This window comes from Pseudomonas lini (assembly GCF_030812475.1).
Classification (GTDB): Bacteria; Pseudomonadota; Gammaproteobacteria; order Pseudomonadales; family Pseudomonadaceae; genus Aquipseudomonas; species Aquipseudomonas lini_A.
The window spans coordinates 1-23,623 of the sequence record NZ_JAUSSR010000011.1 but is presented as its reverse complement, the minus strand read 5'-3'; the positions used below and the strand labels follow the sequence as shown (position 1 = coordinate 23,623).

Annotated in this window: 21 protein-coding genes and 1 pseudogene; 12 read left to right on the top strand and 10 right to left on the bottom strand. The window is 61.3% G+C overall.

The window, feature by feature from the left end:
- Positions 1 to 23 precede the first annotated feature (23 nt).
- Both J2W17_RS20950 and J2W17_RS20945 read right to left on the bottom strand, forming a co-directional pair.
- Positions 24 to 437 carry a DUF4398 domain-containing protein gene (locus J2W17_RS20950; RefSeq protein WP_307338619.1) on the bottom strand — a complete coding sequence of 138 codons (414 nt, stop codon included), beginning with the start codon at positions 435 to 437 and terminating at the stop codon, positions 24 to 26.
- 377 nt (positions 438 to 814) lie between these two features.
- Positions 815 to 1,159, bottom strand: a complete 345-nt coding sequence (locus J2W17_RS20945; RefSeq protein WP_150765988.1) for a pilin assembly protein — start codon at positions 1,157 to 1,159, stop codon at positions 815 to 817.
- A gap of 201 nt (positions 1,160 to 1,360) precedes the next feature.
- On the opposite strand from J2W17_RS20945, the gene ppc reads away from it, so the two are divergent.
- The 7 genes from ppc (at position 1,361) to J2W17_RS20910 (ending at position 8,671) form a co-directional block, all read left to right on the top strand.
- On the top strand, positions 1,361 to 3,991 hold the full coding sequence (gene ppc, locus J2W17_RS20940) for a phosphoenolpyruvate carboxylase (RefSeq protein ID WP_307338613.1): 2,631 nt from the start codon (positions 1,361 to 1,363) through the stop codon (positions 3,989 to 3,991).
- A gap of 292 nt (positions 3,992 to 4,283) precedes the next feature.
- Positions 4,284 to 4,931, top strand: a complete 648-nt coding sequence (gene adk / locus J2W17_RS20935; protein ID WP_307338610.1) for an adenylate kinase — start codon at positions 4,284 to 4,286, stop codon at positions 4,929 to 4,931.
- 86 nt (positions 4,932 to 5,017) lie between these two features.
- On the top strand, positions 5,018 to 5,692 hold the full coding sequence (gene tsaB / locus J2W17_RS20930) for a tRNA (adenosine(37)-N6)-threonylcarbamoyltransferase complex dimerization subunit type 1 TsaB (RefSeq protein WP_307338606.1): 675 nt from the start codon (positions 5,018 to 5,020) through the stop codon (positions 5,690 to 5,692).
- A 257-nt stretch (positions 5,693 to 5,949) separates the two neighbouring features.
- On the top strand, positions 5,950 to 6,255 hold the full coding sequence (locus J2W17_RS20925; protein WP_307338603.1) for a hypothetical protein: 306 nt from the start codon (positions 5,950 to 5,952) through the stop codon (positions 6,253 to 6,255).
- A 2-nt stretch (positions 6,256 to 6,257) separates the two neighbouring features.
- The gene (locus J2W17_RS20920) at positions 6,258 to 7,115 is read left to right on the top strand and encodes a DUF72 domain-containing protein (protein ID WP_307338601.1); all 858 of its coding nucleotides are present in this window, start codon (positions 6,258 to 6,260) and stop codon (positions 7,113 to 7,115) included.
- Positions 7,116 to 7,148: 33 nt separating this feature from the next.
- Entirely contained in the window at positions 7,149 to 7,970 is an 822-nt protein-coding gene (locus J2W17_RS20915; RefSeq protein ID WP_307338598.1) for an isocitrate lyase/PEP mutase family protein, read from the top strand.
- A gap of 2 nt (positions 7,971 to 7,972) precedes the next feature.
- A complete protein-coding gene (locus tag J2W17_RS20910) occupies positions 7,973 to 8,671 on the top strand; it encodes an extensin-like domain-containing protein (protein WP_307338596.1) in 699 nt (232 codons plus the stop codon).
- Between the two features lie 3 nt (positions 8,672 to 8,674).
- On the opposite strand, the gene J2W17_RS20905 is transcribed toward J2W17_RS20910, so the two are convergent.
- The gene (locus J2W17_RS20905; protein WP_307338593.1) at positions 8,675 to 9,295 is read right to left on the bottom strand and encodes an energy transducer TonB; all 621 of its coding nucleotides are present in this window, start codon (positions 9,293 to 9,295) and stop codon (positions 8,675 to 8,677) included.
- A gap of 93 nt (positions 9,296 to 9,388) precedes the next feature.
- Here J2W17_RS20905 and J2W17_RS20900 point away from each other — a divergent pair, with 93 nt between their 5' ends.
- Positions 9,389 to 10,171: a class I SAM-dependent methyltransferase gene (locus J2W17_RS20900; protein ID WP_154978456.1), complete on the top strand. Its 783-nt coding sequence runs from the start codon at positions 9,389 to 9,391 to the stop codon at positions 10,169 to 10,171.
- Between the two features lie 134 nt (positions 10,172 to 10,305).
- Here the strand turns inward: J2W17_RS20900 and J2W17_RS20895 are convergent, their stop codons facing one another.
- Complete coding sequence (locus J2W17_RS20895; RefSeq protein WP_307338591.1) at positions 10,306 to 10,950, bottom strand: TetR/AcrR family transcriptional regulator; 645 nt, start codon at positions 10,948 to 10,950, stop codon at positions 10,306 to 10,308.
- Positions 10,951 to 11,043: 93 nt separating this feature from the next.
- On the opposite strand from J2W17_RS20895, the gene J2W17_RS20890 reads away from it, so the two are divergent.
- The 3 genes and pseudogenes from J2W17_RS20890 to J2W17_RS20880 form a co-directional block, all read left to right on the top strand.
- The gene (locus J2W17_RS20890) at positions 11,044 to 12,144 is read left to right on the top strand and encodes an efflux RND transporter periplasmic adaptor subunit (protein ID WP_307338589.1); all 1,101 of its coding nucleotides are present in this window, start codon (positions 11,044 to 11,046) and stop codon (positions 12,142 to 12,144) included.
- A 5-nt stretch (positions 12,145 to 12,149) separates the two neighbouring features.
- Positions 12,150 to 15,221: an efflux RND transporter permease subunit gene (locus tag J2W17_RS20885; protein WP_307338586.1), complete on the top strand. Its 3,072-nt coding sequence runs from the start codon at positions 12,150 to 12,152 to the stop codon at positions 15,219 to 15,221.
- 1,047 nt (positions 15,222 to 16,268) lie between these two features.
- Positions 16,269 to 16,769, top strand: a pseudogene (locus tag J2W17_RS20880) (Fic family protein); the annotation flags it as partial.
- Between the two features lie 90 nt (positions 16,770 to 16,859).
- Here the strand turns inward: J2W17_RS20880 and J2W17_RS20875 are convergent.
- The 3 genes from J2W17_RS20875 to plsB form a co-directional block, all read right to left on the bottom strand.
- The gene (locus tag J2W17_RS20875; protein WP_307338583.1) at positions 16,860 to 17,549 is read right to left on the bottom strand and encodes a DUF4197 domain-containing protein; all 690 of its coding nucleotides are present in this window, start codon (positions 17,547 to 17,549) and stop codon (positions 16,860 to 16,862) included.
- Positions 17,550 to 17,572: 23 nt separating this feature from the next.
- Complete coding sequence (locus tag J2W17_RS20870; RefSeq protein WP_307338580.1) at positions 17,573 to 17,971, bottom strand: YbaY family lipoprotein; 399 nt, start codon at positions 17,969 to 17,971, stop codon at positions 17,573 to 17,575.
- Between the two features lie 95 nt (positions 17,972 to 18,066).
- Positions 18,067 to 20,559 carry a glycerol-3-phosphate 1-O-acyltransferase PlsB gene (plsB, locus tag J2W17_RS20865; protein ID WP_307338577.1) on the bottom strand — a complete coding sequence of 831 codons (2,493 nt, stop codon included), beginning with the start codon at positions 20,557 to 20,559 and terminating at the stop codon, positions 18,067 to 18,069.
- 165 nt (positions 20,560 to 20,724) lie between these two features.
- On the opposite strand from plsB, the gene J2W17_RS20860 reads away from it, so the two are divergent.
- On the top strand, positions 20,725 to 20,934 hold the full coding sequence (locus tag J2W17_RS20860) for a cold-shock protein (protein WP_010462862.1): 210 nt from the start codon (positions 20,725 to 20,727) through the stop codon (positions 20,932 to 20,934).
- Positions 20,935 to 21,059: 125 nt separating this feature from the next.
- Here J2W17_RS20860 and J2W17_RS20855 read toward each other — a convergent pair whose 3' ends face one another.
- From J2W17_RS20855 to dapE, 3 genes are all read right to left on the bottom strand, one after another.
- A complete protein-coding gene (locus J2W17_RS20855) occupies positions 21,060 to 21,437 on the bottom strand; it encodes a hypothetical protein (protein ID WP_307338572.1) in 378 nt (125 codons plus the stop codon).
- Between the two features lie 74 nt (positions 21,438 to 21,511).
- Positions 21,512 to 22,321, bottom strand: a complete 810-nt coding sequence (locus tag J2W17_RS20850) for a putative RNA methyltransferase (RefSeq protein WP_307338569.1) — start codon at positions 22,319 to 22,321, stop codon at positions 21,512 to 21,514.
- Positions 22,321 to 23,472: a succinyl-diaminopimelate desuccinylase gene (dapE, locus tag J2W17_RS20845; protein ID WP_307338566.1), complete on the bottom strand. Its 1,152-nt coding sequence runs from the start codon at positions 23,470 to 23,472 to the stop codon at positions 22,321 to 22,323. Before dapE ends, J2W17_RS20850 begins: the two co-directional genes overlap by 1 nt.
- Between the last annotated feature and the right edge of the window lie 151 nt (positions 23,473 to 23,623).

The window sequence follows — 23,623 nt, the reverse complement described above, 5'->3', positions numbered from 1 at the left end:
AGAAGTACGTCGTGCCGCGCCGCTTATTGCACGGTGCGCTGGCTTTCCTGACGCATTTCCTGAACCCCTTTCTGAGAGTCCTTCACAGCCTGATCGGCTTTCATCGCCTGGGCTTTGCGCTCTGCTACGCGAGCGTCCCACTCGGCCTGTTCGGCCAGGATCTTGGCCTCGTCATACTTTTTGTCGTGCATGGCGATTTCGGCTTGCTTGAGCTTGTCCTGGGCGGACTTCATTTCCACGGCGGCGAATTCGGTACCGCCGGCGCTGACTGCACCGTTCACCGCGGATTGGGTCACGGCGAATTGTTCGGTCGGCGGGTTACCGGCGCAACCGGCCAGGACCAGGCTGCTGCCGATCGCCAGTGCGGCCAGTTTCAGGCTGCGCAGGGGGGTAGACGGGGATTGGGCAGTTCGGGTCTTCATGGTCTTCAACTCCATTGGAATAACTCCTGAAAAACGTAAAAATCCATCCTGGGCAAGGAGCCGCAACCGTCAATATCCGGGGTGTTCTGACACGGCCGTCCCAGGCGTGGTTACTGGGTGTGACCCGAGGCGTTTTTCAAAAGTTCAGAGAAGATGGCCTATCGCCCGAAAAAATATTGACCGGGTGGACAAGGCTCTGGAGCGGGAACCTGCGATCCGGGGCGGTATTCGCACACATTTGTAGGAGCGAGCTTGCTCCGGGCGGCGTTCCGACGGTGGACGTTAACGATGACGCGTTTATTCTGAATGCACGCGTCGCCTTCAATACAATCGCGAGCAAGCTTGCTCCTACAGGTACAGGTACAGGTACAGGTACAGGGATAAGGTGCTGATCAGTGTTTTGGTTCGTCTTTACCGCTCGACAAGTCTTGCAAATGCCGACGGGACAACGCGAGAAAACGCGGCGTAGGCCCTACATCTTCGTACAGCGGATCACCTTCTTCATCAGTGGCCACGACAGTCGAGCCCTTCACGTAGGGAAAGCTTTTCTCAAGTTCTTCCAGGGCCGCGCCGATCAGCTCGCCGAGCAGTTCTTCAGGGTGCCGCTTGGGGTACATCTCGACGATCGCAGCCAGGCGCGCGGCAGCCTCCACATCCAGGTGAATCTTGTAGCCGGTGTCGGTCAGGCGACCCTTGGCGTTTTCTTCCCAATGCTGGGCCAGCTCGCGGATTTTCATAGAGACCTCATTGCGCGCCTGCTCATGGCAGGCAGGGTGAGTGCCGGCTTTTGCCAGCGGCAGCCGTTGTACGGCTTACTCTTCAGATTAGCTATAACGCCCAAGGTTTAAAGTCCCTTCGTCGTCTTGCTTGTAAGAACCTGTCTGGAGCGGCACTCTTAAAGATCTGAGCTGCCCGGATTTTTCGCTGGAGAACTGCTGATGACCGATATCGATGCACGCTTGCGCGAGGACGTTCACCTGTTGGGTGAACTGTTGGGCAACACCATTCGTGAACAGTACGGGGACGGCTTTCTCGACAAGATCGAGCAGATCCGCAAGGGTGCCAAGGCCGACCGTCGCGGTTCGATGGATGCCGAGTTGAGCGCCAGCCTCAACCAGTTGAGCGAAGACGAGTTGCTGCCGGTCGCGCGGGCGTTCAACCAGTTTCTGAACCTGGCCAATATCGCCGAGCAGTATCAACTGATTCACCGTCGCGAAGAATCGCAGCCCGCACCGTTCGAAGCGCGGGTACTGCCGGAGCTGCTGGCGCGCCTGCGCGCCGAAGGTCATGGCGCCGAGTCCCTGGCGCGGCAGTTGGGCCGGCTGGAGATCGAACTGGTCCTTACGGCGCACCCGACCGAAGTGGCGCGGCGCACGTTGATCCAGAAATATGACGCCATCGCCGCGCAATTGGCTGCCCAGGACCATCGCGACCTGACCGGTGCCGAGCGCGAGCAGATTCACGCGAAATTGCAGCGCTTGATTGCCGAAGCCTGGCACACCGAAGAAATCCGCCGCACCCGGCCGACGCCCGTGGACGAGGCCAAGTGGGGCTTCGCCGTGATCGAGCATTCGTTGTGGCAGGCGATTCCCAATTATCTGCGCAAGGCGGACCAGGCCCTGTACACCGCCACTGGCCTGCACCTGCCGCTGGAGGCGGCGCCGATTCGCTTTGCCTCGTGGATGGGCGGCGACCGGGACGGCAACCCTAACGTGACCGCTGCCGTGACCCGTGAAGTCCTGCTGCTGGCGCGCTGGATGGCCGCTGATTTGTACGTGCGCGATGTCGATCAGCTGGCTGCCGAACTATCCATGCAGCAAGCCAGCGATGCATTGAGAGCCAAGGCCGGGAACAGCGCCGAGCCTTATCGCGCGGTGCTCAAACAGCTGCGCGAACGCCTGCGTGCCACCCGTAACTGGGCTCACGCCTCCTTGACCGCGATTACGCCGGCTCCGGCCGATGTACTGCAAAACAACCGGGACCTGCTCGATCCTCTGGAGCTGTGCTACCACTCGCTGCACGAGTGCGGCATGGGGGTGATTGCCGACGGCCCGTTGCTCGATTGCTTGCGCCGGGCCGTGACCTTCGGCCTGTTCCTGGTGCGCCTGGATGTGCGTCAGGATTCGACCCGGCATTCGGCGGCGATGACCGAAATCACCGATTACCTCGGTCTCGGTCGCTACGAAGACTGGAACGAGGAAGAGCGCATCACCTTCCTGATGCGCGAACTGAACAGCCGTCGGCCATTGCTGCCGGCGTACTTCAAACCGTCCGCCGACACCGCCGAAGTGTTGGCGACCTGCAGGGAAATCGCCTTGGCGCCGGCGGCTTCACTGGGTTCTTATGTGATTTCCATGGCCGGTGCCGCGTCCGACGTGCTGGCCGTGCAACTGCTGCTCAAGGAGGTCGGCGTGTTGCGACCCATGCGGGTCGTGCCACTGTTCGAAACCTTGGCCGACCTCGACAACGCCGGCCCGGTGATTGAGAAGCTGTTGCTGCTGCCGGGCTACCGCGCGCGCTTGCAAGGTCCGCAGGAAGTGATGATCGGTTACTCCGACTCGGCCAAGGACGCTGGTACCACCGCGGCGGCCTGGGCGCAGTATCGGGCGCAGGAGCGTCTGGTCGACATCTGCCGTGAACAGCAAGTGGAACTGCTGTTGTTCCACGGTCGCGGCGGCACCGTGGGCCGCGGTGGCGGTCCGGCTCACGCCGCCATCCTGTCGCAGCCGCCAGGTTCGGTGGCGGGGCGTTTCCGTACCACCGAGCAGGGGGAAATGATCCGTTTCAAGTTTGGCCTGCCGGACATCGCCGAACAGAACCTCAACCTGTACCTGGCGGCCGTGCTGGAAGCGACCTTGCTGCCACCGCCACCGCCAACACCCGAGTGGCGGCACTTGATGGACGATTTGGCCGCCGATGGGGTCAGCGCCTACCGCGCCGTGGTGCGGGAAAATCCACAGTTCGTGGAGTATTTCCGCCAGTCCACGCCGGAACAGGAGCTGGGGCGCTTGCCGTTGGGCAGTCGTCCGGCCAAGCGCCGCGCGGGCGGAATCGAAAGCCTGCGGGCGATCCCGTGGATCTTTGGCTGGACCCAGACACGCCTGATGCTGCCGGCCTGGCTCGGTTGGGAAGCTGCCCTGAGCAAGGCGCTGGAACGCGGCGAAGGTGAGTTGCTCGGACAGATGCGCGAACAGTGGCCATTCTTCCGTACTCGCATCGATATGCTGGAGATGGTCCTGGCCAAGGCCGATAGCGATATCGCCCGGTCCTACGACGAGCGTCTGGTCGAACCGGATCTGCTGCCTTTGGGTGCGCATTTACGCGACCTATTGTCGCAGGCCTGCTCGGTGGTACTGGGGCTGACCGGTCAGTCTCAGCTACTGGCACATAGCCCAGCCACCCTCGAATTCATCCGCTTGCGCAACACTTACCTCGATCCGCTTCATCTATTACAGGCCGAATTATTGGCGCGCTCCAGGCAACAGGAAGTGGCGCAGGACAGCCCGGTAGAACAGGCGCTGCTGGTGTCTGTGGCGGGGATTGCCGCCGGATTGCGAAATACCGGCTAAGGTTTTTACCGAGGGTCCAGGTACTCGATGCGGGCATCGGGTGCCTGCTGGCGGAGGATGAAAAAGTGCTGCCAGGCGACAGTTAATGACGGGGTTGCGACTAGGGCTACCCCGTCGCAAAGGTCACTTCGGGCGCGGGTTTCTCCGACTTTTGGCGGCTTGTGTGGTCAGGGCCTGCTGTGTATCTTGATCAGCCTTTGGCCGTTTGGGCGGTCACGATCCTTTTTTGAGATTGGCCCCACGAGGCGAATCTGACGTTATCTGTATATATAAAAAATTGAGGAGCACATCGATGCGCGTCATTCTGCTGGGAGCTCCCGGTGCCGGTAAAGGTACTCAGGCTAAGTTCATCACCGAGAAATTCGGCATTCCGCAAATCTCCACTGGCGACATGCTGCGTGCCGCGGTCAAGGCCGGCACCGAGCTGGGCCTGATCGCCAAGAGCGTCATGGACAGCGGTGGTCTGGTTTCCGATGACCTGATCATCAATCTGGTCAAGGAACGCATCAGCCAGGCCGATTGCGCAAAGGGTTTCCTGTTCGACGGTTTCCCGCGCACCATTCCGCAGGCTGAAGCCCTGGTGAAAGCCGGCGTCGAGCTGGATCACGTGGTCGAAATCGCCGTCGACGACGAAGAGATCGTGCAGCGTATCGCCGGGCGTCGCGTCCACGAGGCCAGCGGTCGCGTGTACCACACCGTCTACAACCCGCCTAAAGTCGCAGGTGTTGACGACGTCACCGGTGAAGCACTGGTGCAGCGCAAGGACGATACCGAAGAAACCGTTCGTCATCGCCTGTCGGTCTACCATTCCCAGACCAAGCCCCTGGTAGACTTCTACCAGAATCTGGCCGCTGATCAGGGCAAACCGAAATACAGTCACATTGCTGGCGTCGGTTCGGTTGAATCGATCACCGGCAAGGTGCTCGAAGCGCTGAGCTGAACCCCGCTTGATCTTCTACGGCCCGCTTGCGGGCCGTAGTTGTTTATACTGGCGGACTTTTTCTGACCTCTCTTACGGAAACATCGATGAGTACCTTGCTGGCCCTGGACACCGCGACTGAAGCTTGCTCCGTTGCCTTGCTGCATGATGGCAAGGTCACGAGCCATTACGAGGTGATCCCGCGCCTGCATGCGCAGAAGCTATTGCCGATGATTCAGCGGTTGCTGGCAGAGGCGGGGACTACTTTGCAGGCGGTCGATGCCATCGCCTTCGGCCGTGGGCCGGGTGCCTTTACCGGCGTGAGGATCGCCATTGGCGTGGTGCAGGGCCTGGCGTTTGCGCTGGATCGTCCAGTGTTGCCGGTGTCGAACCTGGCGGTGCTGGCGCAGCGGGCGTATCGCGAGCATGGCGTCAGCCAGGTGGCAGCCGCCATCGATGCGCGGATGGATGAGGTTTATTGGGGCTGCTACCAGGAAACGGCAGGTGAGATGCGCCTGGTGGGTCATGAGGCGGTGTTGCCGCCGGAAGCGGCAGCATTGCCGGCCGATGCCAGCGGCGAGTGGTTTGGCGCCGGCACTGGCTGGGGGTATGCCGAGCGCATTGCGGTCAGTCTGGCCGGGCAGGATGCGGGCATGTTGCCGCATGCTGAAGACCTGCTGACGCTTGCGCGATTTGCCTGGGAGCGGGGCGAGGCGATAGTGGCGGATGAGGCGCAGCCGGTTTATTTGCGAGATAAAGTGGCGACCCCCAAGGCGCGGTAATATCCGGGACCGAGTGGGTCCCATCGCGAGCAAGCTCGCTCCCACAGGTTCTGTGTCGAGCACTACATCAGAGCACACCTCAGAACCTGTGGGAGCGAGCTTGCTCGCGATGGTGGCCTACCAGCCAACGCCAACCGTCCGTTTTTAACCCGAGTTGTAAACCTTTCGTCGTTTCTGTGTTCTAGTGATCACTCGGCCGTTTGCGAAGTGGGATGTGCGCCACTAAACTGCCATCATCGAAACCGAGCCCCGCAATCATGCGTATAGACGGCCTGTCCTCCCAGTCCTACCCCATCAAGCGCCAGCCCCGTAAAGGCCGCGTGATCGAGGACGAATCCGTCGACATCGACGCAGAGCTGGCGTTTGCGTCCGAAGAGCAACTGGCCGCTCGCGCCGCCAAAGCCTCAGCGCAGCGTCTGAGCAATCTACCTGCCCGTCAGCAAGACATGGTGTACCACCGCGCCATGAGTAAAACCGTCTCCATGGCCCTGGCCAGCTACCTGAGCACCGCCGGATTTGTCGATTGGGATGCGGATGTGCTGGGTCTCGACCTGTACATCTGACGGTGCTGCCTTACTACCTCGGTTGCCCGTCCTGGAGTGAAAACGCCTGGCGCGACTACCTGTATCCGCAAGACGCCAGGCCCGCCGAATTTCTGAATCTGTATGCCCGGGTGTTCAACGCCGTGGAAGGCAATACCACTTTCTACGCCAGCCCCTCTGCCGCCACCGTGCAGCGCTGGGCCGACACCATGCCCGAACACTTTCGCATCACCGCCAAGTTTCCCGGCGACATCAGTCACAGCGGCGACCTGCGTGAACAACTGAAGGCAGCCGAAACCTTCGTGCAATTGCTCAGACCCTTGGGTGAGCGTGTTTCGCCGCTGTGGCTGCAATTGTCGAAAAGCTTCACGCCGCAACGACTGTCGGAACTGGCCGGTTTTATCCATGCCGTGGACCGCCCCCTGGCAGTCGAAGTGCGGCATGACGAATTCTTCGCCAAGGGCGATGCCGAGCGCAGACTCAATCGCCTGCTGCTGGATCGCGGCGTCGAACGCATCTGCCTCGATCCGCGCGCGCTGTTCAGCTGCACCTCGACCGACCCCTCAGTGCTCCACGCCCAAGCGAAAAAGCCCCGGGTTCCGCCACGTCCAGCGGCATTTACCCAATGCCCGCAAGTGCGCTTCATTGGCCATCCGCAGTTGGAAGCCAATGATCCGTTCCTGGTGCCCTGGGTCGAGAAAATCGCCCTGTGGATCGAAGAAGGCCGCACGCCTTATATTTTCCTGCACACCGCCGACAATCTGCTGGCCGCCAGGCTTGCTCAGCGTTTTCATGCACAACTGATGCTGCGTTTGCCTGGCCTGCCGCCGCTGCCTGAGCTATACAGAGAGCCCGCCGCGGAGCAACTTGGCCTGCTCTGAAGCGGATTCGTTCCCCTTTTCAGGAGCCTGCCAATGGATGCGCAAACCCTTCGAGCCCAGGCGTTCAAAGCCCTGCATGAACGCGACGGCGCTTTTGTGATTCCCAATCCGTGGGACGCCGGCTCGGCGATCATGCTCGCCAGCCTTGGCTTCGAGGCACTGGCGACCACCAGCGCCGGTTATGCCTTTTCCCAGGGCCGTCCCGACGGTGGACTGACCCTTGACCAGACCCTGGCGAACGTCCAGGCGATAGTCGCGGCCACCGATCTGCCGGTCGCGGTCGATCTGGAAAACGGATTCGCCGACGATCCTGCCGAATGTGCCCAAAGTATCTTGCGGGCCGCTGCAGCAGGCGCGGTCGGCGGCTCGATCGAAGATGCCACGGGTCGCGAAGACGGCCCGATCTACTGCTTCGATCATGCAGTAGCGCGCATCGAAGCCGCGGTCGCCGCCGCCCGTAGTCTGCCTTTCCCGTTCACGCTGACCGCCCGGGCGGAAAATTTTCTGCATGGCATACCTGACCTGGACGACACGATTCGCCGCTTGCAGGCGTTTGCCGAAGCTGGCGCAGACGTGGTGTATGCGCCGAGCCTGCGCAGCGCGGAGGAGGTGTTGGCGGTGGTGCGGGCGGTAGCGCCCACACCGGTCAACGTCTTGATGTCCGGCGGGCTCAAGCTGACGGTCGAGCAATTGAGTGAAATGGGCGTCAAGCGGATCAGCGTGGGTTCGGCGCTGGCCCTGGCGGCGTATGGCGAGTTCTTTCGTGCCGCGCAAGAGATCCGGCAGTCGGGCACCTTCGGGTTCACCTCGCGCTCCATGCCGTTCCAGCAGGCCAATCAATTGTTCAAAGGCTGAAGATGGCGGTGCTGCGGGTGTTGTTCGTGCTGCTGTTGATCATCGGCGCGGCGGCAGCGGTGAGCGTCTGGCGCGGCTGGGTTTCGCCGCCACCGCAATGGAACCCTTGGGCGCCGCTGGACGTGAAGGCTGCACCCAATTTTCTGACGCGCTATAAGCTGATGCGACTGCGCGATGATCCGCAGCTGTGCGACCAGGCCCTGGGCAGCTCCGGATTGCGCGTCTCCCGCCAGGCTGACAGCCCTGGCGCAACCTGCCCGTTGATCGACACCTTGCGTGTGCAAGGCGGTGAAGTGGGCCTGAGCAGCAGTTTCCTCGCCAGTTGCCGCCTGGCGGTGTCCTTCGCCCTGTTCGAGCATCACGCGTTGCAACCCGCGGCACAGGCGGTCTATGGCCAGCCTGTGACGCGCGTCGAGCATCTGGGCAGCTTTGCCTGTCGCAACGTTTATGGTCGCGAGAACGGCAGGCGCAGCCAGCACGCCAGCGCCAATGCGCTCGATATCGCCGGTTTCCGCCTGGCCGATGGCCGCTCCATCAGCGTGCTCAAGGATTGGCCGAAGGATAATCGTGATGCACGGTTTTTACGTCAGGTCCGCGATGGCGCCTGCGACCTGTTCAGTGGCGTATTGAGTCCGGACTACAACGCCGCCCACCGCGATCACTTTCACCTGGATGTCGGGCCATGGAGCGTATGTCGCTGAGTTTCAGGCGGCGATGCGCAGGTTCTGCAGCACGATCGGGCGCGCCCAGCCGATATCGAAATCGAAGTCTTTCTGTTGCTCCAGCAGCGCTTCTGGCGAGAACGGCGGGAAGGGTTTGTCCAGCAGATGGAGTTCGAACTCGGCGAGCGGCAAATGCAGCGCACGCGGTTGTGGTGCCGGGCCGGCTGGCGGTACAGGCTGACCGGCGGCCACCACGATCGGGCGAACCCAGGCGCTTTCGAAATCCTGCTGTTGCTGCTGCGCGATGATTGCCGCTTCCGGGAACGGCGGAAACGGTTTCTCCGCCAGGTCCATTTCGAACTCGGCAATCGGCAGGAACAACGGCTCGGGCGGGCGCACCTGGTTGTCCTTCACTTCACAGTCGCGCTGGGCAACGATGTGCGCCAGTAAATCGCTGCCAACAGTGGGCTCGATCGGGCTGTCGGGATCCACCGGTGGAAAGTTGAGCGACTCCGGCAGCGCCTCACCCGAATGATCGGCCAGTGCCCGGGCAAAAAAATCCTGCCACAGGTGACTGACACCGCTCAGTGCCTGGGTATTTTGCCGGCTGTAATCGCCGTAGGGCGAGATAAAGCCGGTTATGGAGGGTTGAAAGTCTGACATTTCTCTCGGTCGACGCTCAGCTCTGGCAAAATGCTCGATAGTTTTGTTATCGGCCGTTTTTGCCGATCATTAATTTTTTGAGCGTGTTTCCCCATGATTGAGCAACCTGCGGCCTGCCGCATCCACGTCGAGGCCTCGACCCCGGCCTTTCAGCCACAGGCCGAACAATGGGCCGAGCGCCTGGGCTTGCCGATGCAGGTGGCGGACGCCGAGTTCGCCTTGCAAGTGGGCGAGCAGGGATTGCAGCTGCAACAGCTGGGTGCCGATGCGCCGGGGCCGGTGCGGGTGGACTTTGTCGAGGGCGGCGCGGCCCATCGTCGGTTGTTCGGTGGCGGCACGGGGCAGATGATCGCCAAGGCCGTTGGCATTGCCCAGGGCGTGCGTCCACGGGTGCTGGATGCCACGGCCGGGCTGGGCAAGGATGCGTTCGTGCTGGCGAGCCTTGGCTGCGAGATGAACCTGATCGAGCGTCAGCCGTTGATCGGCGCCTTGCTTGAAGATGGCCTGGCCCGTGGCGCGGAGGATTTCGACGTGGCGCCGATCGTGGCGCGGATGAGGTTGCTCAAGGGCAATTCGATTGAAGTGATGCGCAACTGGGAAGGTGAGCCGCCGCAGGTGATCTACCTTGACCCGATGTTTCCCCATCGCGAGAAAACCGCGTTGGTGAAGAAGGAAATGCGTCTGTTCCGGCCATTGGTGGGGGATGATCCCGACGCGCCAGCACTGCTTGAGGCGGCCTTGGCGCTGGCCAGTCACCGGGTGGTGGTCAAGCGCCCGCGCAAGGCGCCGTGCATTGCGGGGCCCAAGCCCAGTCATGCGCTGGACGGGAAATCCAGTCGGTATGACATTTATCCGAAGAAAGCGCTCAAGCCCTGAGACCGAGTCGCACCCATCGCGAGCAAGCCCGCTCCCACATTGGATCTCCAGCGTTCACAAATTCCGTGAACGACACAGGTCAAATGTGGGAGCGGGCTTGCTCGCGAAGGCGTCAGTCCGGTCAATGAAGAAAATCAGACCGCCTGAGGTCGATAAGCCCGCATAAACAACCCCACCACTTCCCGCACATGGCTCTCGGCCGCCTCCCCGGTCAACGGCTCGCCACACCCATACAACACGCGAAAATTCCCCGCCCCCTTGAGCAGACAGAAAAAGTGCTCGGCCGCATTGCGCGGCTTGTCGATGCTCAGCTCACCGCTCTGATCGACCTTGCTCAGCAACCGTTCCATCCCATGCAGCATGCGCTCCGGTCCGGCCTCGAAGAAAATCTGCGAGAGCTTCGGGTCCTGGCTGCCCAGGGTCATCATCAGCCGGTGCAGGTTCACCGATTCGTCGCTGTTGATCAGCTGATGAAAGCCACGCGCGATGTTCAACAACACCGTTTCCAACGCGACGCCGTCTGGCAATTCGAAAAACAGCGTAGGCAATTGCTCTTCGCACTTGGCCATGACCGCAGCGGAAAACAGCCTTTCCTTGTCGTTGAAATGGCTATAGACCGTTAGCTTCGACACACCGGCTTCGGTCGCGACCGCGTCCATGCTGGTGTTGGCATAGCCATTACTCAGGAACAGAATTTTCGCCGCATCGAGGATCGCCTGGCGTTTGGCCAGATCCTTGGGACGGCCCGGACCGTTGGGTGCTGAAAGAGTGTTCGACATATTCGCTTTTAATACTGGACTGGTGAGTTTGCTATTAATAACATACTGGTCAGTATAATTATTCCAAGCACCATTAGCGAAAGGTCGTTCACCATGTTCCGCTATGCCTTGCCCCTCGCGTTGCCGGTCAGTCTGGCGTTATTCCTGTCTGCGTGTGGTCACGAAGAGGCGCCTCAAGTCAGCGTTCGACCGGCCATGGTGGTGCAGCCAGAGCCGTCGGCGCAGGCGATGGACAGCTTTCCCGGTGAAGTCCGTGCGCGCTTCGAGCCGGAGCTGGCGTTTCGCATTGGCGGCAAAGTCAGCCGACGACTGGTCGAGGAAGGGCAGCGAGTCAAGGCTGACCAACCGCTGGCGGAGCTCGACCCCCAGGACGTGCGCCTGCAGCTGGAAGCCACCCGCGCCCAGGTCGCCGCCGCCGAAGCCAATCTGAACCTGGTGCGTGCCGAGCGCGATCGCTACAAGACCTTGATGGACCGGCAGATGGTCAGTCGTTCGCAATACGACAATGCCGAAAACCTGTTCCGCTCCGGTGAAGCCCGCCTGAAGCAGATCAAGGCCGAGTTCAACGTCTCCACCAACCAGGCCAGCTACGCGGTGCTGCGTGCGCCCCAGGCCGGTGTGGTGGCCAAGCGAGCAGTGGAAGTCGGGCAGGTCGTGGCGGCGGGGCAGACCGTGTTCACCCTGGCCACCGATGGCGAGCGCGAAGTGTCGATCAGCCTGCCGGAGCATAGCTTCGGCCGTTTCAAGGTCGGCCAGCCGGTATCGGTGGAACTCTGGACCCAACCCGATCAACGTTTCGCCGGACGCATCCGTGAGTTATCCCCGGCAGCCGATCCGAAATCCCGCACCTTCGCCGCACGCATCTCATTCACAGAAGGCAAGGTTCCCGCCGAACTCGGCCAGAGTGCCCGGGTGTTCGTGCAGGCCGCCGACGCGGTGACGCTGTCCGTACCGCTTTCGGCGCTGACCGCGGAAAACGGCGCGACCTACGTCTGGGTCGTCAGTGCCGACAACACCTTGAAGAAGACCCCGGTGCGGGTCGGTGCCTTCGGCGAGAAAACCGTGCCCGTGCTCGAAGGCTTGAGCGCCAGTGACTGGGTGGTGGCGGCCGGTGTCCATGTGCTCCTCGAAGGGCAGCAGGTGCGCCCCGTGGATCGCTCCAACCGCGTGGTCAATCTGGCGCACAAGGAATAGTCCCGATGGGTTTCAATCTTTCCGCATGGGCGTTGCGTAATCGCCAGATCGTACTGTTCCTGATGGTGTTGCTGGCAGTCGTTGGAGCACTTTCCTACACCAAGCTCGGCCAGAGTGAAGACCCGCCATTCACCTTCAAGGCCATGGTGATCCGTACGCTCTGGCCGGGGGCGACAGCGCAGGAAGTGTCGCGCCAGGTCACCGAACGCATCGAAAAGAAGCTGATGGAAACCGGCGAATACGAGCGCATCGTCTCGTTCTCCCGCCCGGGCGAATCACAGGTGACGTTCATTGCCCGGGATTCCATGCATTCGGTGGAAATCCCCGAACTCTGGTATCAGGTCCGCAAGAAGACCAACGACATCCGCCACACCTTGCCACCGGGTGTTCAGGGGCCGTTCTTCAACGATGAATTCGGCACGACATTCGGCAACATCTACGCCCTGACCGGCGACGGCTTCGACTACGCGGTACTCAAGGATTACGCCGACCGCATCCAGATCCAGCTGCAGCGCGTCAAGGACGTGGGCAAGGTCGATCTGCTCGGGCTGCAGGACGAGAAAATCTGGATCGAGCTCTCCAACGTCAAGCTCGCCACCCTCGGCCTGCCCCTGGCGGCAGTGCAGCAAGCGCTCGAGGAGCAGAACGCGGTGTCCACCGCCGGCTTCTTCGAAACCACCAGCGAACGCTTGCAGCTACGGGTGTCGGGGAATTTCCAGACCGTCGACGAGATCAAGAACTTCCCGATCCGCGTGGGCGATCGCACCTTTCGCATTGCCGATGTAGCGAACGTGCGCCGTGGTTTCAATGACCCTCCCGCGCCACGCATGCGCTTTATGGCCGAAGATGCCATCGGTCTGGCCGTGGCCATGAAGGCGGGGGGCGACATTCTGGTGCTGGGCAAGGCGCTGGAAGTCGAGTTTGCCAGGATCCAGAAAAACCTTCCGGCCGGCATGCAGTTGCGCAAGGTCTCCGACCAACCCGCGGCGGTGAAAACCGGGGTCGGCGAGTTCGTTCAAGTATTGGTGGAAGCCTTGGCCATCGTGCTGTTGGTGAGCTTTTTCTCCCTCGGCGTACGCACCGGCATGGTGGTTGCCCTGGCGATTCCGCTGGTGTTGGCGATGACCTTCGCCTGCATGTACTACCTTGGCATCGGCCTGCACAAGATCTCCCTCGGTGCATTGGTGCTGGCGCTGGGCTTGCTGGTGGATGACGCGATCATCGCCGTGGAAATGATGGCGATCAAAATGGAGCAGGGCTTCGACCGGATCAAGGCCGCCAGCTATGCCTGGACCAGTACCGCTTTCCCGATGCTCACCGGCACGTTGATCACCGCGGCCGGCTTCCTGCCGATTGCCACGGCGCAATCGGGTACCGGCGAATACACCCGCTCGATCTTTCAGGTGGTGACCATTGCGTTGCTGGCGTCGTGGATCGCCGCCGTGGTGTTCGTGCCCTATCTGGGGGAAAAACTCCTGCCCGACCTGGCGAAAATTCATGCGGCCAAACACGGGACCGGCGACGGCCAGACCGACCCCTACGGGACGCCGTTCTATCAACGGGTCCGGCGCTTGGTGGAGTGGTGTGTGCGCTGGCGCAAGACCGTGATCCTGCTGACCGGGGTCCTGTTCATCGCCTCGATCGTGCTGTTCCGCTTTGTACCGCAGCAGTTTTTCCCCGCGTCCGGTCGTCTTGAGTTGATGGTCGACTTGAAACTGGCCGAAGGCGCCTCCCTGAGCAACACCGCCGACGAGGTCAAGCGCCTTGAAGCGCTGCTGAAGGATCACGTCGGAATCGACAATTACGTGGCCTACGTTGGCACCGGTTCGCCGCGCTTTTACCTGCCGCTGGATCAGCAACTGCCGGCGGCGAGCTTCGCCCAGTTTGTCGTCCTGGCCAAGACCATCGAGGACCGCGAACCCCTGCGTACCTGGCTGATCGAAACCCTCAACGAACAATTCCCGGCCCTGCGCTCGCGGGTCACGCGGCTGGAGAACGGCCCGCCGGTCGGCTATCCGGTGCAATTCCGGGTCACTGGCGAGCACATCGAGGAAGTCCGTGCGCTGGCGCGCAAAGTCGCCGCCAAGGTTCGTGAGAACCCCCACGTGGTCAACGTCCATCTGGATTGGGAAGAGCCGAGCAAAGTCGTGTACCTGAACATCGATCAGGACCGCGCCCGGGCGCTTGGCGTGAGCACGGCGAACCTGTCGAGGTTCCTGCAGAGCTCCCTGACCGGTTCCAGCGTCAGCCAGTACCGCGAAGACAACGAGTTGATCGAGATCCTGCTGCGCGGCACCGTGCATGAACGCACCGAACTGTCGTTGCTGCCGAGCCTGGCGGTGCCGACCGACAATGGCCGCAGCGTGGCGCTGTCGCAGATCGCGACCCTGGAATACGGCTTCGAAGAAGGCATCATCTGGCACCGTAACCGCCTGCCCAATGTGACGGTCCGCGCCGATATCTATGGCAAGGAACAGCCGGCGACCCTGGTGCAACAGATCATGCCGACCCTCGATCCGATCCGCGCCGAATTGCCGGACGGCTATCTGCTGGATGTCGGCGGCACCGTGGAAGATTCGGCCCGGGGGCAGGATTCGGTGAAGGCTGGGGTGCCGTTGTTCATTGTGGTGGTGCTGACCTTGCTGATGCTGCAACTGCGCAGTTTCTCGCGCACGGTGATGGTGTTTCTCACTGCGCCGCTGGGGCTGATCGGGGTGACTTTGTTTCTGATGGTGTTTCGTCAGCCGTTTGGTTTCGTTGCCATGCTCGGGACGATCGCCTTGTCCGGGATGATCATGCGTAACTCGGTGATTCTGGTGGATCAGATCGAGCAGGATATCGCTGCGGGGCTCAAGCCGTGGCAGGCGATCATCGAAGCTACGGTGCGGCGTTTCCGGCCGATCGTGTTGACGGCGCTCGCGGCGGTGCTGGCGATGATTCCGTTGTCACGCAGTGTGTTTTTCGGGCCGATGGCGGTGGCGATCATGGGGGGGTTGATTGTGGCTACGGCGTTGACGTTGCTGTTTCTTCCTGCGCTTTATGCGGCTTGGTTCAGGGTCAGGAAGGAGTCGGTTTGATGTTTTGATCTGTTGGACTTGGCGGCCTTTGGGCCGGCCAGGTTCTTGGTGGTTGAGTACATATCCGTTGCTGCGGTCACGGCCGCTTACGGTTTCGCCCTGACGGTCGACTCCCTTTGGCAAACGCCCCAAAGGAAGCAAAGGTCTCGCCCCAGCGTCCGGCCCCTCGCTAAGGCTCGGGGTTCCTTCGCTCCGGTGTCCATCCGGGGACACTGCCCGCAGGTTGGCTTCGCTACGACCTACATGCAGCGTGTTCGACTGCGTCGAACGGCGCTGCGCGCCACTCCCCGGATGAACACCTCCACTCAGCCTCCCGAAGGGGCGGGTGGATCAAGATCAAGAGCTGCAGGCGAGCTAACGCTCGGCCTGATGAGTGGTGAGAAGCGCCGGTGTACCCGGCCCCCTGTAGGAGCGAGCTTGCTCGCGATGGTCGTTAACGATAACGCGTGTTTACTGGTTAAACGCGGCGCTCTTGAGTCCATCGCGAGCAAGCTCGCTCCTACAATTTCCTGACCGGCATTGAGGCTTGCCCACCGCACTGATTTTCCGGATGTACACGAAACCCCTGTAGGAGCGAGGCTTGCCCGCGAAGGCGGCCTGACAGCCAACCTGATTTTACGAATGTACCCAGAACCCTTGTAGGAGCTGGCTTGCCAGCGAAGGCGGCCTCCCAGCCGACTTGATTCTGCAGATGTACCTAAAACCCTTGTAGGAGCTGGCTTGCCAGCGAAGGCGGCCTGACAGCCGACCAATCCCTCACAGGTATACCCGATCGAATTGTGGGAGCGAGCCTGCTCGCGAAGGCGGCCTCAAAGTCGACGATGTTTACCGCTCGATCACATGCTCAGAACTTTCCCACAAGATTTTCAGGTTGTCCGTGGGAAGTGCGACCTCTAGCCATTGATCGTCGCTGCAAAAAGAAGCGACCGGGTTTCGCAGCCCGGTTAAACTTCAGACGCACAGCGTCCACCATCCGAAAGCGGGCGCTTTTTTATGCCTGTGTTATGGCGGCTGTGCGCGGGATACCTTTGGGTATGCCGGGTTCCGCGTTATGAACCCTTGAGTGTCGAGCTGATTGCAGCGATGCATCGCGTCGGTGTGGAGGGAATCGATGACACGCAATATTCGCCGGGGGAATTCAGGGACAACGATGAAGTGGTGGTACAGGATGGCGAAGGCAATACTGTCCATGCGCCGCCTCCCGCAGCGGGGCTCGCTTCACGACTAGAGATGCTGGCGAAGTGGATCAACCAGCCGCACAGCGACCCCAATCACGCGGATTACCTTCATCCGCTGATCAAAGGCATCGCCCTGCATTTCGCGCTGGGCTACGAGCATCCTTTTCGCGATGGCAACGGCCGGGTCGCGCGCGCGTTATTTTACTGGTTCATGTTCAAGAATGATTTTTCGGCATTCCGTTACATCGCGATCAGCATTTTGCTGCGCAACGCGCCAGTGAAGTACGGTCGCTCGTATTTGAATACCGAAGCCGATGATCTTGACCTGACCTATTTCATCGATTTCCAGTGTTCGGTCATCCTGCGTGCTGCTCGCGAAAGCGCTGTCAGCAAAAAATGATGTGACTGACACGGCCCCCTCGCGAGCAGGCTCTCTCCCACAGGTGTCTTGTGCTGAAGCCTAGAGTGTACCGAAGACTTTCTTCGCCAAACTGGTCGCCGCCGCGGCAGGATTCTGGCGCAGGGTTTCTTCCTGTTTGCCGATCATCTCGAACAAACCGTTCAACGCCTGCTCGGTGACGTAGCTTTCGATGTTGGCATTCTTTGCATCCAGCACGCCCAGCGTTGCAGCCTGGCCTGCGAACGAGTTGTACTGCTTGGCCAGGCCAACCTGGTCGGTGGCTTGCTTGACGATCGGCAGGAACTTGACACGGATCTGTTCGCGGCTGGTTTTGCTCAGGTACTGCGTAGCCGAGTCATTTCCGCCGCTGAGAATGCCTTTGGCATCTTCCACGCTCATTTTTCTCACCGCATCGACCAGGATCGGCTGGGCCTGGGTAACGGCGGTTTCAGCGGCCTTGTTCATGCTGGTTTCCAGTTGATCGACCTGGGCGCCCATGCCGAACTGTTTCATTTTGCTGGCGACTTTTCCCAGTTTGCCCGGCAGTTCGATTTTCACCTCCGGGTTGTTGCTGAAGCCACCAGGCGTGCCGAGCTGCTTCACGGCCAGTTGCGCGCCCTGGGTCAGGGCATCTTTCAGGCCGCCGGTGGCGTCCTTTTGCGACAGGTCGCTGAGCGACAGCGCCAAGGCGCTGGCGCAGAACATCAAGCCTGCGCACAGGCCGGCGAGATGAAGAGTAGGGCGGAGCATGGTGGCTTCCTTGTTCGGATAAATTAGCGGACGGCGTGAACGCGGATTTTAAGCGATTCCGGGTCGCTGCCATCAAGTTGCACTACGTGCTGTTCGGTCGTGGTGAACTTCAGTTTGCCATCCACCTCGATTCGCGCGCTGATCGAATAAGTATGACCGGCCGTCACCTGGGCCGGATCGTAGTTCAGACGAAACGGCAGCGGTACCTGGCCTTCGACCTGGCCTTTCTGTTCATCGAGAACGACCGCTGGCGCATCGGCCAGGGACACATCCTGCAAACTGACGCTCAGGACCGCATTCGGTGGCAGGGCGCTGCGTTGCAGATAGAAGACTTCGCCGTCGAGGCTTCCTTTCGAGGCAGGTTGCATGAACTGGCAAGCGCTGAGTAAAACAGTCAGACCGAGGAGAGAAAGTTTTTTCATAAAGCGGATCCTTGTCATAGGCGGCCGAAGAAGATCGGCGCCAATGACAATCTAGCGGATTTTGCCGGTGGTATCGGCAAAGTTGCACTATCGGATCAGATCGGTGTGACCAGTTCGGCCGCATCTTCGCTGCGGTGCAACGCCACCTGACGGATCGATAAACGAATTTCCGCCGGCAATACCCGCTTCGCCGCGCCTTCGGCCAACTCGCCAAGCAGTTCGTGATAGCCCAGCTTGCCGGCTTGATCGCGCTTGAGCACGTCGAGGTCGAGCAGGGTCTGGATGAAGTGGCGGAACAGGCTCTTGTCGAAGAATTCCGGGGCGTTCAGGCCATGGAGGATCGACAGGCGCTGGGCCATGACCGTGCACAGGTCTTCCAGTTCTTCGGCCGTGATGCTGTGCTGGCCGCTGTTGAGCAGCAGAGAAACGGTCATGTAGAAGCGTTGCAGGGTCTGGGCGATGCTTTTCGACAGCAGCGTCAGCAGCACAAAATGCCGCGAACTCGGTGCCGGCCGCAAGTAGACGTCGTTCTCGAACCGCAGCAGGCCTTGCTCGACGAACGCCTCGAGCCACTGATTGATCACCGCCTCCAGTTCGTCCGGCGACCAGCGAATGAACAGCTCCGCTTGCAGGTACGGATACAGCGCGCGGGTGTAGCGCAGGATCTGTTCGCGGCTCATGCGCGACGCGCTCTGGAAGAAGCTCGCCAGCAATGATGGCAGGGCGAAAATGTGCAGCACGTTGTTGCGGTAGTAGGTCATCAGGACGGCATTCTGTTCGTCCAGATACAGAATCTTGCCCAGGGCATCGCTCTGCTCGGACAGCAGGTCCATGTCCTTCACGTGCTCGATCAGCGCCCGGCCGTCACCCTCCGGCAGGGTGGTGTGTGGCGAGTACGGGACTTTGCGCAGCAGTGCCAGGTACAGGTCGAGGACCCGCGCCATGGCGCGATCGTCCAGGGCCAGGCGACTGGTGGACAGCAGTGCCAGGGCCACCAGGTTGACCGGGTTGATCGCGGCGGCTTCGTTCAGATGCTGCGCGACTTTCTCTCCGAGACGGTGGGTGGTTTCGTTGAGCCAGGCCGGTTTGAACTGCGGGCCAAGCGCCTGCTGGCGCCAGTCCGGCTGTTCGCTGTCGAGAAATTCCGTCAGTTTGATCGGCTCGCCGAAGTTCACCGCCACCTGGCCGAAACGCTGCTTGAGCGCCCCGATGACCTTGAAAATATCGAAGATCGATTCCTTCTTCTTGCTCGCGCCACGCAGTTCGCCGAGATAGGTCCGGCCCTCCAGTACGCGCTCGTATCCGATGTACACCGGAATGAACACGATGGGCATCCGCGACGAGCGCAGGAAGCTGCGCAGGGTGATCGCGAGCATCCCGGTTTTCGGCTGCAGCATGCGCCCGGTGCGCGAACGGCCGCCCTCGACGAAGTATTCGACCGGGAAGCCTTTGGTGAACAGGGTGTGCAGGTACTCGTTGAACACCGAGGTGTACAGCGGGTTGCCCTTGAAGGTGCGGCGCATGAAGAACGCACCGCCACGGCGCAACAGGCCGCCGATCAGCGGCATGTTGAGGTTGATCCCGGCAGCGATGTGCGGCGGTGTCAGGCCATTGCGGAACAGCAGGTAGGACAGCAACAGATAGTCGATATGGCTGCGGTGACATGGCACGTAGATCACTTCGTGACCCTGGGCGACCTGTTGTACGCCTTCGATATTGTTGACCTTGATCCCGTCGTAGATCTTGTTCCAGAACCAGCTCAGCACCACTTCCAGAAAGCGGATCGCGGTGTAGGTGTAGTCCGAGGCGATCTCGTTGCCGTAGCGCAGGGCCTGGGCCTTGGCTTTCTCCGGGGAGATGTTTTCGCGCTCGGCTTCGTCGAGGATTGCCTGCTTGACCAATGGCTGGTTGAGCAGCCCCTTGACCAGGTTGCGCCGGTGGGAGATGTCCGGGCCGATAACCGCGGCTTTGAGGTTGCGGAAATGCACCCGCAGAATCCGCTGGGCCATGCGCACGGTGCGCTCGTGGCCCTTGTGGTGATCGATCAGCTCGCGCAGGTGGATCGGCGCCGAAAACTGCACGCGGGTCTTGCGGCCCAGCACGATGATGCTGAGCAACCGGCGCAGGCGGCCGGTGACCGCCCAGCTGTCGGCGAACAGCAGTTTCCAAGGGCTCGATTCGCTGTCCGGCGACTGACCCCAGAACACACTGACCGGGATGATTTGCGCGTCTTCGGCGGCGTTCTGGCTCAGGGCGCTGACCAGGCGGGTGAGGGTCGGTGGCGCCCCGCGTTTGTCTTGGCGTCCTAGCCAGTCGGGGGCTGGCGTCAGGTAGAAAAACGCCGCCGGTTCCACCAGGTTGCCCACCGAGACCGGCAGCACCGGGCGCGGCAGACCTGCCTTGCCGCACTCGGTATCGAGCACGGCGAGGTCGGTCAGCGAAGGATTTTGCAGGACGTAGAACACCGGACGGCTGCGGTCTAGGTTGAGGTAAAGCGAGGACTGGTTGATCGTCTCCGAGCGAACCCAGAGGTACAAGAGTCGGCGCAAGGTGCCAAACACAAGACGGCGGAGCGGGGAACGGGTCATACGGCTTCTGCGTGAGTGGTTGAAACCGAGCAAATGCTCGGGCGGCCGATAGTGTGCCGTATTCGCCGAAAATCGGCAAAAAAGCGGCTAAGTAAAGTTGAGTTGAGAGTTTTCGCGTCTGTCATATACTCGGCCGCTCAACAATAAAAAGAAGGGGACAGTTTTATGGCTACGCGTGAAACCGGCAATGTGAAGTGGTTCAACGATGCCAAGGGGTATGGCTTCATTCAGCGCGAGGACGGGGTGGATGTGTTCGTGCACTACCGTGCGATCCGCGGGGAGGGGCATCGCTCGCTGGCTGAAGGGCAGCAGGTTGAGTATGCGGTGGTGACTGGCGAGAAGGGGTTGCAGGCCGAAGACGTCGTCGGCCTGTAATTCGGTCCCCTGTAGGAGCTGGCTTGTCGGATCGCCGCACCGCAACGAATGCGGTGTGTCAGACATCCCGCGTTGTCTGGTTTGCCGGCAAGCCGGCTCCTACAGGTTCACGATGTCCGTCAGGGTCAAGCGGTTTTCCAGGTGATCTCTTCTTCACCATCGGCGCTGATGCGCATCCAGCGATCCGCCGTCTCTTCACCTTCTTCCTCGACCCAACTGCCCGGTGCGCAACGTACTTCGACGTTCAGCGCGACAAAGGCTGCGCGGGCGCAGGCGATGTCGTCTTCCCATGGGGTCTGGTCGCTTTCCAGGTAGAGGCTGTTCCATTTGCCGACAGCTTTCGGCAGCCAGGTCACCGGTACATTGCCGGCCTTGCACTTGTAAGTCTGGCCTTTCTGGACCCAATCGGTGCATGGGCCTAAAGCCGCGCCGAGCCAGGCCGCGACGGCCTTGTAGTCTACGTCGGCGTCTTTCAGGTAAATCTCGATATCAGGTTGGCGCATGGATGTCCTCACTGTGGGTCTGAAAAATCCATTCGCGGATTTAGCCGGCCTCGAGCCGTTGCTCAAGACCAAAATTATTGAAGTACGAAGTAATCGTAGCGCATCGAAACAGTGACCTCGAAAGGCTCCGCTTGCTCAATGACCGCCGCCCGGCGTTCGGCACTGGCGCGCCAGCCGTGAGGCGTCATCGCCAGCAGGTTCGCGCGGTCCTGACCCTTTTCCAGGGTCAGCTTGAACGCCAGTGTTTCACTGTGTCGAAGCGTCATGCCTTCCGGCACCAGGGCCAGGTGCTTGTCATCCGTGTACTCACGGACCTCGTCGTACAGGCGCTCGCGCAATTCCATCAGATGGCCGCTGGTTGGCCCGACCTTCATCAAGCCGCCGCCGGGGCTGAGCAGGCGCTTGGCTTCTTCCCAGTCCAGCGGGCTGAAGACGCTGGCGAGAAACTGGCAACTGCCAGAGGCCAACGGCACCCGCGCCATGCTGGCGATCAACCAGGTCAGGGCAGGGTTGCGCTTGCAGGCGCGTTTGACCGCTTCCCGGGAGATATCCAGCGCATAACCATCGGCGTGAGGCAAGGCCTCGGCGATTTGCGCGGTGTAGTAACCCTCGCCACAGCCGATGTCCAGCCAGCGCTGGGGCGCGTACCCGGCAGCCAGTTCCGCCAGGCGCTTGGCCACCGGTGCGTAATGACCGGCGTTCAAGAAGTCGCGGCGGGCTTCGACCATCGCCAGGTTGTCACCGGGGTCGCGGCTGTTCTTGTGCTGCACCGGCAACAGGTTCAGGTAACCCTGGCGCGCGCGGTCGAAACGATGCCCGGCGGGGCAGGCCACGCCGTTGTCCACCGCATTCAGCGGTTCGCTGCAGATCGGGCAGGCCAGCATCAGGCGAGCAACTTGATCAGGGTCTGGTAGTAAATGTCGGTCAGCACGTCGAGGTCGGCAGCCAGCACCCGTTCGTTGACCTGATGGATCGTTGCGTTGACCGGGCCCAGCTCAACCACTTGCGTGCCCATGGTCGCGATGAAACGCCCGTCGGAGGTGCCACCGCTGGTAGAGGCTTTGGTTTCGCGACCGGTGACGTCCTTGATGCTCGATGCAACGGCATCCAGCAATGCGCCCGGTTCGGTCAGGAACGGCAGGCCGGACAGCGCCCAGTCGATGTGCCAGTCCAGGCCATGCTTGTCGAGGATGTCGGCGACGCGCTTTTGCAGGCCTTCGACGGTGGACTCGGTGGAGAAGCGGAAATTGAACACGGCCACCAGGTCACCGGGGATCACGTTGGTCGCGCCGGTGCCGGAATTGACGTTGGAGATCTGGAAGCTGGTGGGCGGGAAGAAGTCGTTGCCGTGGTCCCAGTGTTCGGCGGCCAGTTCGGCCAGTGCCGGCGCGGCGAGGTGGATCGGATTCTTCGCCAGGTGCGGATACGCCACGTGACCTTGCACGCCGCGCACGGTCAGTTTGGCGCCGAGGGAGCCGCGACGACCGTTCTTGACCACATCACCGACCAGCGTGGTGCTCGACGGCTCGCCGACGATGCACCAGTCCAGGCGTTCCTTGCGGGCGGCGAGACGTTCGACCACCGCCTTGGTGCCGTGATGCGCCGGGCCTTCTTCGTCGCTGGTGATCAGGAAAGCCACCTTGCCCTTGTGGTCCGGATAGTCGGCGACGAAGCGCTCGGCTGCCACGGTCATGGCGGCAAGGCTGCCTTTCATGTCCGCCGCGCCGCGGCCGCAGAGCATGCCGTGTTCGTCGATCAGCGCGTTGAACGGGTCGATCTGCCAGGCGGTGACCGGGCCGGTCGGGACGACGTCGGTGTGGCCGGCGAAGCACAGCACCGGGCCGTCGTGTTTGCCGTGGGTCGCCCAGAAGTTATCCACATCTTCGATGCGCATCGGTTCCAGCGTGAAACCGGCATCGCCCAGGCGCTGCATCATCTGCTTCTGGCAATCGGCGTCGATCGGCGTCACGGAGGGGCGGCGGATCAGGTCGATGGCGAGTTGAAGGGTCGGCGAAAGGTCGGCATGGGCCGTCATGGAAAACTCCGGAAAACTTGAATATGGGCAAGAGCCAATGTGGGAGCGGGGGTTCACGCGAAACATTTATAGGGAGTGTTTTAGCCATAGCCAGGAACCCCCCGCCCCCCCGTAATGTTTTAGGCCGGTAAAACCAAATACCCCCAGCCCC

Excerpts from the sequence above, each read along its gene's own strand:
- J2W17_RS20950 (WP_307338619.1), bottom strand. The coding sequence starts at position 437 with ATGGAGTTGAAGACCATGAAGACCCGAACTGCCCAATCCCCGTCTACC.
- J2W17_RS20945 (WP_150765988.1), bottom strand. The coding sequence starts at position 1,159 with ATGAAAATCCGCGAGCTGGCCCAGCATTGGGAAGAAAACGCCAAGGGT.
- ppc (WP_307338613.1), top strand. The coding sequence starts at position 1,361 with ATGACCGATATCGATGCACGCTTGCGCGAGGACGTTCACCTGTTGGGT.
- adk (WP_307338610.1), top strand. The coding sequence starts at position 4,284 with ATGCGCGTCATTCTGCTGGGAGCTCCCGGTGCCGGTAAAGGTACTCAG.
- tsaB (WP_307338606.1), top strand. The coding sequence starts at position 5,018 with ATGAGTACCTTGCTGGCCCTGGACACCGCGACTGAAGCTTGCTCCGTT.
- J2W17_RS20925 (WP_307338603.1), top strand. The coding sequence starts at position 5,950 with ATGCGTATAGACGGCCTGTCCTCCCAGTCCTACCCCATCAAGCGCCAG.
- J2W17_RS20915 (WP_307338598.1), top strand. The coding sequence starts at position 7,149 with ATGGATGCGCAAACCCTTCGAGCCCAGGCGTTCAAAGCCCTGCATGAA.
- J2W17_RS20910 (WP_307338596.1), top strand. The coding sequence starts at position 7,973 with ATGGCGGTGCTGCGGGTGTTGTTCGTGCTGCTGTTGATCATCGGCGCG.
- J2W17_RS20905 (WP_307338593.1), bottom strand. The coding sequence starts at position 9,295 with ATGTCAGACTTTCAACCCTCCATAACCGGCTTTATCTCGCCCTACGGC.
- J2W17_RS20900 (WP_154978456.1), top strand. The coding sequence starts at position 9,389 with ATGATTGAGCAACCTGCGGCCTGCCGCATCCACGTCGAGGCCTCGACC.
- J2W17_RS20895 (WP_307338591.1), bottom strand. The coding sequence starts at position 10,950 with ATGTCGAACACTCTTTCAGCACCCAACGGTCCGGGCCGTCCCAAGGAT.
- J2W17_RS20890 (WP_307338589.1), top strand. The coding sequence starts at position 11,044 with ATGTTCCGCTATGCCTTGCCCCTCGCGTTGCCGGTCAGTCTGGCGTTA.
- J2W17_RS20885 (WP_307338586.1), top strand. The coding sequence starts at position 12,150 with ATGGGTTTCAATCTTTCCGCATGGGCGTTGCGTAATCGCCAGATCGTA.
- J2W17_RS20875 (WP_307338583.1), bottom strand. The coding sequence starts at position 17,549 with ATGCTCCGCCCTACTCTTCATCTCGCCGGCCTGTGCGCAGGCTTGATG.
- J2W17_RS20870 (WP_307338580.1), bottom strand. The coding sequence starts at position 17,971 with ATGAAAAAACTTTCTCTCCTCGGTCTGACTGTTTTACTCAGCGCTTGC.
- plsB (WP_307338577.1), bottom strand. The coding sequence starts at position 20,559 with ATGACCCGTTCCCCGCTCCGCCGTCTTGTGTTTGGCACCTTGCGCCGA.
- J2W17_RS20860 (WP_010462862.1), top strand. The coding sequence starts at position 20,725 with ATGGCTACGCGTGAAACCGGCAATGTGAAGTGGTTCAACGATGCCAAG.
- J2W17_RS20855 (WP_307338572.1), bottom strand. The coding sequence starts at position 21,437 with ATGCGCCAACCTGATATCGAGATTTACCTGAAAGACGCCGACGTAGAC.
- J2W17_RS20850 (WP_307338569.1), bottom strand. The coding sequence starts at position 22,321 with ATGCTGGCCTGCCCGATCTGCAGCGAACCGCTGAATGCGGTGGACAAC.
- dapE (WP_307338566.1), bottom strand. The coding sequence starts at position 23,472 with ATGACGGCCCATGCCGACCTTTCGCCGACCCTTCAACTCGCCATCGAC.